Below are 11,835 nucleotides of genomic sequence, written 5' to 3'. Positions count from 1 at the left end.
CTGTTCCACTTCGGCCCGGATCCCTGGAGCCACGGATTTGCCTGTCGTGGCGCTGCTCGGCGATGCGAATGCGCCGATAGTGGTCAGAACCGCCGATTCAAGAACTGCGGACAGGAAACGCTCTTGACCCCAATCGTCTCAAGCCAGGCAGAAAGTTCCGGCATCGACAGTGCCTATGCCTGGATACGGCTGGGCATCTCGATGCTGCTGGCAACGATCGGCGGGGTCGGCATGTGGGCGGTGGTCGTGGTGCTGCCTGCCGTGCAGGCAGAATTCGGCGTCGATCGCGCCGCTGCCTCGATGCCCTACACCGCGACCATGGTCGGCTTTGCCGCCGGCAATGTGCTGTTCGGCCGCGCCATCGACCGCATGGGGTATTGGATCCCGGCGCTGATTGCCGCGATTACACTTGGCGCCGGCTTCCTGCTGGCGTCGTTGACCAGTTCGATCCTGCAGTTCACCCTCGTCCAGGGCCTGTTGATCGGCGTTGGCTCGTCGGCGATTTTCGGGCCGCTGATCGCCGACATCTCGCACTGGTTCAACCGGCGCCGCGGCGTCGCGGTGACGGCTGCCGCATCCGGCAACTATCTCGCCGGAGCGATCTGGCCGACGGCGATGCCCTATGTCATGCAGACCGAGGGCTGGCGCTTCACCTATGCCGCGATCGGCGCCGTCTGCCTGGTCACCATGGTGCCCTTGATCCTGCTGCTCCGGCGCGGCGCACCGCCCCAGGCGGCTCCGGGATCGCCGGGCAGCCGCGTGGTCCAGCCGATCTCGCTGTCGCCGGCGGCCTTGCAGGCGCTGCTCATCGTCGCCGGGCTCGGCTGCTGCGTGGCGATGTCGATGCCGCAAGTCCATATCGTCGCCTATTGCATGGATCTCGGCTACGGCGTGGCGCGTGGCGCCGATATGCTGTCGATCATGCTGGCGGCGGGCGTCGTCAGCCGGCTTGGCTCGGGTTTCCTTGCCGATCGCATCGGCGGCGTGAAAACCCTGCTGATCGGCTCGGTGCTGCAATGCCTGTCGCTGCTGTTCTATATCCCGTTCGACGGGCTTGCCTCGCTTTATGTCGTCTCGCTGGTCTTCGGCCTGTCGCAAGGCGGCATCGTGCCCTGTTATGCGATCATCGTGCGCGAATATATGCCAGCCAAGGAGGCTGGCCAGCGCGTCGGCATCGTCATGATGGCGACCATCTTCGGCATGGCCATCGGCGGCTGGATGTCGGGCTGGATCTACGATCTGACCGGTTCTTATGCCGCCGCGTTCCTCAACGGCATTGCCTGGAACCTGCTGAATATTTTGGCCATGGTGCTGCTGCTGTGGAAGGCCCGGCGCAGCGCTGCTGTGGCGGCCTGAAGCACAGCGGTACGGATACAGTCTCTCCGGCCGTCGCTTGACAACAGCCGAAGGCTGCGCGACGCCAGACAAGGTGTGGCAACGGGCCAGTTTGGCATGGCAGCAGTGGCAAAGACCCTGAACATCGTCTCACGGTCGCGTCTGGGCGGTTGCCCGGCTTCGGGACCAGTACGGTGATCAAGCCGCGCTCGCGCCGCGGCGGCGGCCGCCCGACCATCGCCGATGTCGCCCGCAAGGCCGGCGTCGGCGCCATTACCGTATCGCGCGCCCTGCGTGAGCCGGGGCGTGTCTCGGAAGATCTGCGCCGCCAGATCGAGTCGGCCGTGAACGAGCTCGGCTATGTGCCCGACCCGAATGCGCGGGCGCTGGCTTCGGCGCGCGCCGAGGTCTTTGGCGTTCTGGTGCCGTCGCTTACCAACAACGTCTTTGCCGAAGTGGTGCGCGGCATCTACGACAGCCTGTCGGACGGCCCTTTCCGGATCCAGCTTGGCAATACCCACTATTCCGGCCTTGAGGAAGAGCGGCTGCTGCAGGTGTTTGGCCCGCAACGCCCGGCGGCGCTGATCGTGGCCGGCATCGACCAGACGCCGGCGTCGCGAAAACTGCTGGAAACGGCGGGCTGTCCGGTGGTGCAGGTGATGGAGACCGGGCCCGATCCGGTCGACATGATGGTTGGTTTCTCGCATTTCGAGGGCGGCAAGGCGGCTGCGGAACATCTGATCGAGGCAGGCTATCGCCGGATCGGCTTCATCGGCGCGCGCATGGATCCGCGTTCGCAGCGGCGCTTGGCCGGCTATCGCGCGGCGATGGAGGCGGCCGGCCTGTTCGATGCGCGGCTTACCACCACCACGCCGGTGCCCTCCAGCGTCACCCTCGGCCGCGAATTGTTCCGCGACGCGCTGGCCAAGGTGCCGAGCCTCGATGGCGTGTTCTGTAACAATGACGATATAGCACTCGGGGTGCTGTTCGAATGCCACCGCGCTTCGATCGCCGTGCCGAAGACGATCGGCATCGTCGGCTTCAACGATCTCGACATGATGGAGGTGGCGTTTCCGTCGGTCACCAGCGTTCGGACGTATCGCTACGAGATCGGCCGGCGGGCGGTCGCCATGGCGCTTGCGGCGATCGAAGGCAACAGGCCGGAACAGCGGGTCGTCGACCTCGGCTTCGAACTCAAGCGGCGTGAAAGCACGGCGCGCTGAAGCGAGCTTCGACGCAATGGCGCTTTACACTACGTCATGGTAGCGCTACCAGTTATGGCCGGGCGGTACTTCGCCCCGACGATGGGAGGCTGTTTATTATACATAAGCGACAGCTCATGCTTGTTTATTATGTATAATATGATAGTTTTTGTGGGACTAGCCGGGCAGCAAAGGAGGGGATCGGGTCGGCATTCGGCCACCTGAACGCGCGACGGGTACGGCGGGAGGTGCCGGGCCGGAAACGCGCAAATTCATCAGCGTAACAACAAACAAAACTGCAACTGGGAGGAATATCGATGATCAAGTCACTCGTTGGCGGTATCGTTGCCGCCACTGCTTTCGTCATGCTGAGCTCGTCGGCGATCGCCGATCCTGAAATCGTCAAGGGGCCATCGGCCGAGCCTGACTGCTTCGCGCCCTGGTCGGCCGATACGCAGTTCTTCAAGTTCCCCAAGAAAGACGGCCCGTACCGTATCGCTCTGGCCAACGGCTATATCGCCAACACATGGCGCATCCAGATGGTGCAGACGGCGAAGGCCTATGCAGCGCAGCCGGCGGTCGCGGCCAAGCTCAAGGAATTCAAGGTGGTCTCGACCGGCGAGGACGTGCCGGCCCAGATTTCGGCAATCAATAATTTCATCGATTCCGGCTATGACGCGATTGTCGTCAACGCCCAGAACCCGACCGCGTTCGGCCCGGTCATCAAGCGGGCCAAGGAAGCCGGTGTGGTGCTGGTCGCTTTCGACAACATCCTCGACACCAAGGATGCCATCAACGTCAATGTCGACCAGAAAGGCCTTGGCGAATTGTGGGCCAACTGGCTGGTCAAGCACGTGCCGAACGGCGGCAAGGTGCTGGAAGTGCGCGGCGTCGCCGGCACGTCCGTCGACACCGATCGCCATAACGGCATCCACGAGGTTCTCGACGCTTCCGGCAAGAAATGGGATGTCACCGAGGTCGTCGGCAAGTGGGATGACGGCGTTGCGCAAAAGGCTACGGCCGATGCCATTGCCACCAACGGCCCCTTCGACGGCATTACCGGACAGGGCGGCGATACCGGCATCGTGCAGGCGATGATCGATGCCAAGCATCCGTTCGTGCCGTTCGGCGGCGAGACGGAGAACGGCTTCCGCAAATTCTGCGCCAAGTTCGCCGCTGACGGCCTGAAATGCTCGTCGGCCGGCACCGGCCCGGCTCAGGTCGCGGTTGCCATCAAGACGGCGATTGCAGCACTTGAAGGCCAGGTCGTGCCGCAAGCGGTCAAGCTGCCGCTGGCGATCGTCGAGGATCCGAACTTCAAGGCAGGCCAGGACTACTTCCCCGACCAGTCCGACAATTTCTTCGTCGGCAATTCCTTCCCGACCTGCGGCATCAATTTCACGGCGCAGGAAATCATGGGCCAGAGCAAGGAAAACCAGTAAGCTCCGACAGCCTGACGCCGCGGGAGATCCCGCGGCGTCGGTGCTCGACATCCTGATTGCCAAGCGCCTGGGGAGGGCCGATGGACGGTGCGGTTCCGCTCTTCCGCATGGAAGGCATATCCAAGCGCTATGGCGGCGTGCGAGCGCTGGAGAAGGCCGAACTGTCGGTCACTCCAGGCAGCATCCATGCCATTCTCGGCGAGAACGGCGCCGGCAAATCGACGCTGATCAAGGTCATGGCGGGGGTCGTTGCGCCCGACGAGGGCCGCATGATGCTGGACGGAAGCGAAGTTACCTTCGCTTCGCCGGCCGCCGCCAACCAGGCCGGCATCGTCTGCATCTTCCAGGAACTGTCGCTCGTCCCCGAACTCAGCGTCGCCGACAACATCGTCATTTCCGATCCGCCGAAGCGTTTCGGCATGATCGACCGCAAGGCGCAGCGCCGCGTCGCCGAAGAAGCCCTGGCTCGCGCCGGCGCTTCCGATATCCATCCGCTGGCGCTGGTCAAGGATCTTCCTCTTTCAAGAAGGCAGATGGTCGAGATCGCCAAGGCACTGGCGCGCAAGCCACGCATCCTGATCCTCGACGAGGCGACCTCGGCGCTGACCGCGGCTGACGTCGCCAGGGTTTTCGCCGTGTTGAAGCGGTTGCGTTCGGAAGGGCTGGCGCTGCTCTACATCTCGCACCGCATGAACGAGATCGCCGAGCTGGCCGACCAGTGCACGGTGTTCCGCAATGGCCGCAATGTCGCCAGCTACGCGGCCGGCACCAAGAGCGACAATGAAGTCGTCGAACTGATGATCGGGCGCGAATACAGCCACATCTTTCCGCCCAAGCCCGCGCGGGCGGCTGCCGCAGCCGCGCCGGTTCTCGAGGCGCGCAGCCTGTCATGGACGGATCGGCTGCACGATGTCTCGCTGTCGGTCGGGGCGGGCGAGGTGGTCGGGCTTGGCGGCCTCGACGGCCAGGGTCAGCGCGAATTGCTGCTCGCCTTCTTCGGTGTGCTGCGTGGCCTGTCGGGCCAGATCCTGATCGACGGCAGACCGATGGCGATCGCCAGTCCGGCCGCGGCGCGCGATGACCGGATCGGCATGGCGTTGATCCCGGAGGACCGCAAGACGGAAGGGTTGATGCTGCCGATGACGGTGCGCGAAAACCTCTCCTTTGCCGCCCTCGATCGGCTGTCCAGGGCCGGCATCATCGATCGCGCCGCCGAGCAGCGGCTGATCGACGATATGGTCGGTCTCCTGGCGATCAAGACCGCCGGCCTCGACATTCCGGTCGGCGCGCTATCCGGTGGCAACCAGCAGAAGGTCGTCATCGCCAAATGGCTGATGCGGCAACCGCGCATCATCCTGCTCAACGACCCGACGCGGGGCATCGATGTCGGCACCAAGCAGGAACTGTACCAGTTGATGCGCAAGCTTGCCGATCAAGGCGCGGCGATCCTCTTCTATTCGACCGATTATGACGAGCTGATCGGCTGCTGCGACCGGGTGCTGGTGCTCTATGACGGCGCGGTCAAGCGTGAACTGGTCGGCGCCGAAATCACCGAGCGGGCCTTGATCGCCAGCGCGCTCAACATTCATGAAGAGATGCCAAGGCAAGGAGCGGACGCGTGAAGGATTGGCGCTACTGGCTTGCCGAACAGCGCGGAACGCTGCTGGCGTTCGGCATCTTCGTCGTCATGTTCGTCATCTACACCTCGAACCATCCGGCGGGCTTCACCGCCAATGTCGTACAGACGGCCTCGAACAAGGGTGTGCTGCTCGCCTTCGTCGCCATGGCGCAAACGCTGGTGGTGATCACCGCCGGCATCGATCTCTCGGTCGGGATGATCTTCACGCTGACCAACTGCCTGGCCTCGTGGCTGGTCGTCGGCACCGGCATCGAGACCGCCTTCGGCGTCCTCGCCGTGCTCGGCACCGGGCTGCTGTGCGGGGCAATCAACGGTGCGATCGTCATCTATGGACGCCTGCAGCCGATCGTCACCACCATCGCCACCGGCGCGGTCTATTTCGGCATCGCGCTGCTGCTTCGGCCGTTTCCCGGCGGCTCGGTCAATGAAGGGCTCGCCGATGCGCTGACCGGGCGCCTGTTTGGTTTTGTGCCGGCGAGTCTGGTGACGCTGCTGGCGGTCGTGCTCGTGGTCTGGGTGCCGTTCAGCCGGTCGGTGCTAGGCCGCGCCGCTTATGCAGCCGGCTCCTCGGAGATGGCGGCCTACATGTCCGGCGTGCCGATCCGGCGTGGAAAGTTCGCCGCCTATGCGCTTGCCGGTCTGCTTGCCGCGATCGGCGGACTGTTCCTGACGTTCTTCACCTATACCGGCGATGCGGCCTATGCCAGCGGCAATGCCTATACGCTGTTTTCGATTGCCGCGGTCGTGCTTGGCGGCGTGTCGCTGTTCGGCGGCAAGGGCAGCGCCATCGGCGCGATATTCGGCGCGCTTGCCTTCCGCACCATCGGCGACCTGCTGTTCGTCTTCGATTTCGATCCGCTCTGGCAGCCCCTGTTCCAGGGCGTCATTCTGCTGATCGCGGTCAGCCTCGGCGCTTTCGCCCTGTTTCGGGTCCGCAACCGGCTGGAGTGGTTCCTGTGAGCGAAACGACTGTGAGTGGTCTCGCCGGCCGCATGCCGAAATTCCTCCGCCGCGCCGACCCGGCGGTGCTGACGGCGTTCGCCTGTATCGTGCTGCTGCTGTTCCTCGGCAGCCTCTATTCGCGCAGCTTCCTGTCGCCTGAATACCTTTTGCAGCAGCTCAAGGTGGCGTCGTTTCTCGGCGTCATCGCCACCGGCATGATGCTGGTCATACTGCTCGGCCAGATCGACCTGTCGGTGCCCTGGTCGGTGGCGGCCGGCGCCATGATGGCCTGCGCCGCGGCCGCATACGGCCCCGTCGGCGTGGCGCTTGCCATTCCGTTCGGCATCTTCTGCGGTGTTCTGATCGGCATCGTCAACGGCATCGGCGTCGCCTATCTGCGCATTCCCTCGATGATCATCACGCTTGCCACCAACGCCGTCGCGCAGGGGCTGATGGTGGTCTACACGGGCGGTTTCTCGCCGCAGGATTCAGCGACCGGTGCGATGCGCTATCTGGCGACCGGCTTTGCCGTTCCTGCCGTGCCCAACGCCGTCCTCATCTGGGCGCTGATCGGCGCCGCAATGGTGTTCGTGCTGACCCGCACCGGCTTCGGCCGCACCGTTTACGGCATCGGCAATCGCGAGCGTGCCGCCTATCTTTCCGGCATCGATACAAGGCGCGTGGTGATGATCGCCTTTGCGGTTTCGGGCGGGCTCTCCGCCTTCGGCGGCGTGCTGTTGGCCGGCTATGCCTCCAAGGCGGCGCAGTCGATGGGCGATGCCTATCTGCTGCCGTCGATCGCCGCGGTGGTGCTCGGCGGCACCTCGATCCTCGGCGGGCGCGGCTCCTATCTCGGCACCGTCGCCGGGGTAATCCTGATCACCCTCTTGCAATCCATTCTCTCTGTCATGCAGATGCCGGAGGCGGGACGGCAGATCATCTACGGCGTCGTCATCGTCGCCATGCTGCTGCTCTATGGCCGCGCGCCGGCAAGCCGCTGACCTGCATGACCGGTAAAGACGTGGCATATAAGCCGGCGAGCACTGTTCGAACGACACCCGCCATCGTGGTGATGGGCGTCGCCGGCTGCGGCAAGTCGGTCGTCGGCGAAGCGCTTGCAGCGGCATTGGGCGCCGTCTTTATCGAAGGCGACAGGCTGCATCCGCCCGAAAACGTCGCGCGCATGGCGAGCGGGCAGCCGCTTACCGACGCGCTGCGCGAGGGCTGGCTCGACGCGATCGGCCAGCGGATGGCCGCGTCGGTCGCAAGCGGGCAAGGTGTGGTCGCCGCCTGCTCGGCGCTGAAGCGCAGCTACCGCGATCGCCTGCGCGGCTTTTGCCCGGATATCGTTTTCGTTTACCTGGAGATCGACCCGGCAACAGCAAAACAGCGCGTCGGCGATCGCAAGGGTCATTTCATGCCGGCAAGCCTGGTCGACAGCCAGTTCGCCACGCTCGAGGCGCCAGCGGCGGACGAGGCGGCGATAACCTTGGATGGCACGCGTCCGGTCGCCGACACCGTCGCGACTGCCTTGAGCCTGCTCGCGCGCTAGATTTGCGACGTCAGTTCGACTGGGAAATCGTCATTGTCGGCGTCGCGCATGGCCGCGAGGCTGCGGTTGTCCAGCACCTCGGCGATCGCCTGCCGGACCTCCAGCATCATGTGCCGAACCTGGCAGGTCGCCTCGTCGCAATCCTCGCAGCGCTGGTATTGCGTGCGGCTGGCGCAGGGGATCGGCGCCAGCGGCCCGTCGAGGACACGCACGACATGGCCGATCTTGATCTCGGAAGCCGGCCGGGCAAGGCGGTAACCGCCTTCCTTGCCCTTGCGGCTCTGGACGAAGCCGGCGTTACGCAACTCGCCCAGGATGGCATCCAGGAATTTCTTGGGGATGTTATTGGCGACCGCAATGTCGTTGACGAATGCGAGCTGGCCGACCGGCAGGCCCGACAGATGCACGAGGGCCTTGAGGCCGTATTTGCCTTTTTTGGTAAGCATGCCCCGAGTCAACCCATGAAGCCCCAACCACCCGCGTCTGGCGGCTGTTTGTGTGCAAATCATGACGGTTTGATCACGCGAAGCCGTTCGCGAAAACAAGCCGTCCGTTCTCACGGTAGGCACAAACGCGTTGATTCTTTGTAACGTTTTGGACGGAATGCGCCCGGAAAGTGCCAGAAATGACCTTTCGCGGCGCGAAAGCAAAGAAGCCGGCAAAGCCGGCTTCTGTCAAAGTTGGAAGATCGCCTCAGCGGCTGCCATAAGTCTGGTCGAGCAGACCGCCCGCTGCAAAGTGCTCGGCCTGGACCTTGGCCCAGCCGCCGAAGACGTCCCCCACCGTCAGCAGGCGGACGTCGGGAAACTCAGCCTTATATTTGGCGGCGACCGCCGCGTCCCGGGCCCGCAGGCCGTTGCGGGCGGCGATGTCCTGGCCCTCCGGCGTATAGAGGAAGTCGAGATAGGTCTTGGCGAGATCGCGCGTGCCATGCTCGTCTGCAACGGTGTCGACGATCGCCACCGGAAATTCCGCCAACAGGCTGACCGAAGGCGTCACCTGCTCGAACTTGTCCTCGCCATACTCCTTGCGGACGCCGCGCGTTTCCGACTCGAAGGTGATGAGTACGTCGCCGATTTCGCGCTGCACGAACGTGGTGGTCGCGGCGCGCCCGCCGCTGTCGAACACCGGCACGTTGTTGAACAGCTTTGTCACAAACTCCTTCACCTTGGCATCATCGCCCTTGAAGGCTTCCTTGGCGTAGGCGGTGGCCGCAAGATAGGTGTAGCGCGCATTGCCCGAGGTTTTCGGATTGGGGAAGATCACCTGGACGTCGTCGCGCACGAGATCGTTCCAATCCTTGATGTGCTTCGGATTGCCGGCGCGCACCAGGAAGGACGGCAGCGAATAGAACGGCGAGGCGTTGTCGGGAAAGTCCTTCTGCCAGTCGGCGGAGATGAGGCCCTTCTTGACCAGGAAGTCGATGTCGATGACCTGGTTGAACGTGACCACGTCGGCGCCGAGGCCTTCGGCGATGGCGCGTGCTTGTGCCGAGGTTCCGGCATGCGACTGATCGATGGTGACGCCGGGGTGGCCGGCGACGAACGCCTTGTTGACCTGCGCAAACAGTTCGCGGCCGACATCATAGGAAGCATTGAGCAATCTGTCGGCCGACCAGGCTTGGGAGGATGCGAGGAACAAGCCGGCCAACGTGGCGACGCCAAGCAAAAATCGCTTCATGAAAACAGGCTCCAATGCCATGAGCTTAATGCCGGACCATAGCGGCAAGGCATCGTGCGCGACGAGGCACGCAGAGCGGCCGCTCGACATTATCGCGAGAAAAAGTAGTCCCGTTGTGGGCGATTTCTAGTTTTTTCTTTCAAGCAGAGTCTCAGGACAGCTTGGCAGCGGCGCCGATGCCGTCGGCGTGCACGATGATTCCCGGCCGGCCAACGCGGTGCAAGGCGATTGCATCGCCGCCCTAGTCTGGCATATACAAATAGTATATACAAGGAGCTGTTGTCATGTCTCAACACCGCCATTCAACAACCCCGCCGAAGGAGGCGAAGTTGTTTCGTAACAATCGCAGCCAGGCGGTGCGCATTCCTGTCGAGTTCGAACTTCCCGGCGAAAAGGTCTTGATCAGCCGTGAAGGCGACCGCCTGATCATCGAGCCGGTCCGCAAACCTGGCCTCACCGCACTGCTCGCGCAATGGGCGAAAGAGCCGCCGCCCGGTGCCGAGGAAGACTTTCCCGAAGTCGAGGATATGCCTGTCAAATCCGAGGAAATTTTTTGATGCGGTTCATGCTGGACACGAACATTGTTAGCGACATGATCCGAAATCCGGCCGGGAAAGCCGCAAGCGCTGTCCTGCGCGTGGGAGACGCCGCCGTGTGTACCAGCATCGTGGTCGCGTCGGAACTGCGATATGGCTGCGTCAAGAAAAGATCAGCCAAGTTGCACAAGAAGGTCGAGGAATTGCTGGCTGAGATTCCCGTCTTGCCGCTCGATGTGCCGGTGGATGCCGAGTACGGCGCGATTCGCGCAGAACTGGAAGGCAGGGGCCAGACCATCGGCCAAAATGACCTTTTTATTGCTGCCCACGCCCGTGCGCTTGGAACTACCCTGGTGACCGCCAACACCGGGGATTTCAACCGGATCAAAGGCCTGAAGGTCGAGAACTGGCTGGTGTAGCGCCTGATAGAGGATCAAGCAGCCGGAAAAAGCTTCCAGCGCCGCGGCCTGAAAGCCACGCGACTTTTCTGCGCCGCCGGATGATCGACGGGCAATTCGATCTCGACCCGCTGACGTTCGCCGCCGATTTCGAGCTCGACCCGCCTGGTGCCGGCGACGCGGCGGCTGGTGGCGACCGTGCCGGCGATGCAGCCGTTGCATTCTTCCACCAGATCGACGTCGTGCGGGCGAAAGAACAGCGTCGCTTCGCCTTGCGGTGCGTGCGGCGCGGAAAGCCCGATCGGCCCGTCGGCGATCCAGACCTGGCCGTCCTCGACCTTGACCGGAATCGAACTCGATTCGCCGATGAAGCCGTAGACGAAGGGCGAGTTCGGAGTGTCGTAGATTTCGTCGGCGGTGCCGACCTGCTCGATGCGGCCCTGGCTCATCACCACGACGCGGTCGGCAAGCTCCAGCGCCTCTTCCTGATCATGGGTGACGAAGACCGTGGTATGGCCGGTGGCGTCGTGGATGTCGCGCAGCCAGCGGCGCAGTTCGCGGCGCACCTGCGCATCGAGCGCGCCGAACGGCTCGTCGAGCAAAAGCACGGCCGGTTCGATCGCCATGGCGCGGGCCAGCGCCACGCGCTGGCGCTGGCCGCCCGAAAGCTGTGCCGGATAGCGTTTTTCCAGACCGGAAAGCTGAACGAGGTTGAGGAGTTCCGAGGCGCGGCGGCGGATTTCCTTCGCCGACGGGCGTGACGGCCCGTGCCGGACCTTGAGTCCGAAGCCGATATTGTCGGCGACCGTCATATGGCGAAACAGCGCGTAGTGCTGGAAGACGAAGCCGACATTGCGCTCCTGAATCGACTTTTGGGAGGCATCCTCTTCGCCGAAGAAGATCTTTCCGCGGGTCGGCCGCTCCAAGCCGGCAATCAGCCTGAGCAGCGTCGTCTTGCCGGAACCGGAAGGTCCCAGCAGGGCGATCAGTTCTCCCGACTTGATGTCGAGCGAAACGTCGCGGAGGGCCGGAAACCGCTCAAACTCCTTGCGCACGTTGGCAACGCGAACTTCCATGCAAATCCCTTTTGTAGTTGATGCATGCCGTTA

The 11,835-nt window shown here is 63.6% G+C and carries 12 protein-coding genes; 9 read left to right on the top strand and 3 right to left on the bottom strand.

From position 1 onward, the window contains the following. Positions 1 to 123: 123 nt before the first annotated feature. The 7 genes from NKI59_RS28760 to NKI59_RS28730 all read left to right on the top strand — a co-directional run bounded on the left by NKI59_RS28760 (position 124) and on the right by NKI59_RS28730 (position 8,112). Positions 124 to 1,356 (top strand): MFS transporter, encoded by a 1,233-nt coding sequence (locus NKI59_RS28760; protein ID WP_352708097.1) that lies wholly within the window; start codon positions 124 to 126, stop codon positions 1,354 to 1,356. 173 nt (positions 1,357 to 1,529) lie between these two features. Further along, on the top strand, positions 1,530 to 2,558 hold the full coding sequence (gene gntR, locus NKI59_RS28755) for an HTH-type transcriptional regulator GntR (RefSeq protein ID WP_352683578.1): 1,029 nt from the start codon (positions 1,530 to 1,532) through the stop codon (positions 2,556 to 2,558). A gap of 296 nt (positions 2,559 to 2,854) precedes the next feature. Continuing rightward, positions 2,855 to 3,979 (top strand): sugar ABC transporter substrate-binding protein, encoded by a 1,125-nt coding sequence (locus NKI59_RS28750; RefSeq protein ID WP_352453282.1) that lies wholly within the window; start codon positions 2,855 to 2,857, stop codon positions 3,977 to 3,979. Positions 3,980 to 4,059: 80 nt separating this feature from the next. Next, positions 4,060 to 5,601 carry a sugar ABC transporter ATP-binding protein gene (locus tag NKI59_RS28745; protein WP_352708095.1) on the top strand — a complete coding sequence of 514 codons (1,542 nt, stop codon included), beginning with the start codon at positions 4,060 to 4,062 and terminating at the stop codon, positions 5,599 to 5,601. Further along, positions 5,598 to 6,578 carry an ABC transporter permease gene (locus NKI59_RS28740; RefSeq protein ID WP_352708094.1) on the top strand — a complete coding sequence of 327 codons (981 nt, stop codon included), beginning with the start codon at positions 5,598 to 5,600 and terminating at the stop codon, positions 6,576 to 6,578. The genes NKI59_RS28745 and NKI59_RS28740 overlap by 4 nt, the downstream gene beginning before the upstream one ends. Further along, positions 6,575 to 7,561 (top strand): ABC transporter permease, encoded by a 987-nt coding sequence (locus NKI59_RS28735; RefSeq protein ID WP_352465244.1) that lies wholly within the window; start codon positions 6,575 to 6,577, stop codon positions 7,559 to 7,561. Before NKI59_RS28740 ends, NKI59_RS28735 begins: the two co-directional genes overlap by 4 nt. A gap of 71 nt (positions 7,562 to 7,632) precedes the next feature. Beyond that, positions 7,633 to 8,112 (top strand): gluconokinase, encoded by a 480-nt coding sequence (locus NKI59_RS28730; protein WP_352708092.1) that lies wholly within the window; start codon positions 7,633 to 7,635, stop codon positions 8,110 to 8,112. Here NKI59_RS28730 and NKI59_RS28725 read toward each other — a convergent pair. Together NKI59_RS28725 and NKI59_RS28720 are read right to left on the bottom strand one after the other, a co-directional pair. Continuing rightward, positions 8,109 to 8,558: an RrF2 family transcriptional regulator gene (locus tag NKI59_RS28725; RefSeq protein ID WP_006202816.1), complete on the bottom strand. Its 450-nt coding sequence runs from the start codon at positions 8,556 to 8,558 to the stop codon at positions 8,109 to 8,111. The two genes, NKI59_RS28730 and NKI59_RS28725, sit on opposite strands and share 4 nt — an antisense overlap. Before the next feature lie 247 nt (positions 8,559 to 8,805). Then, the gene (locus NKI59_RS28720) at positions 8,806 to 9,792 is read right to left on the bottom strand and encodes a sulfate ABC transporter substrate-binding protein (protein ID WP_352708091.1); all 987 of its coding nucleotides are present in this window, start codon (positions 9,790 to 9,792) and stop codon (positions 8,806 to 8,808) included. A 284-nt stretch (positions 9,793 to 10,076) separates the two neighbouring features. Here NKI59_RS28720 and NKI59_RS28715 point away from each other — a divergent pair, with 284 nt between their 5' ends. Continuing rightward, positions 10,077 to 10,349, top strand: coding sequence for an antitoxin (locus NKI59_RS28715; protein ID WP_352683570.1), 273 nt, complete (start codon positions 10,077 to 10,079; stop codon positions 10,347 to 10,349). Continuing rightward, on the top strand, positions 10,349 to 10,747 hold the full coding sequence (locus tag NKI59_RS28710; protein ID WP_352708090.1) for a type II toxin-antitoxin system VapC family toxin: 399 nt from the start codon (positions 10,349 to 10,351) through the stop codon (positions 10,745 to 10,747). Before NKI59_RS28715 ends, NKI59_RS28710 begins: the two co-directional genes overlap by 1 nt. A 14-nt stretch (positions 10,748 to 10,761) precedes the next feature. Here NKI59_RS28710 and NKI59_RS28705 read toward each other — a convergent pair whose 3' ends face one another. Beyond that, positions 10,762 to 11,802, bottom strand: coding sequence for a sulfate/molybdate ABC transporter ATP-binding protein (locus NKI59_RS28705; RefSeq protein ID WP_352708089.1), 1,041 nt, complete (start codon positions 11,800 to 11,802; stop codon positions 10,762 to 10,764). Positions 11,803 to 11,835: the final 33 nt, after the last annotated feature.

It is taken from the genome of Mesorhizobium sp. M0598 (genome assembly GCF_040320865.1).
Classification (GTDB): Bacteria; Pseudomonadota; Alphaproteobacteria; order Rhizobiales; family Rhizobiaceae; genus Mesorhizobium.
This window is presented reverse-complemented; position numbering and strand designations above follow the sequence as displayed.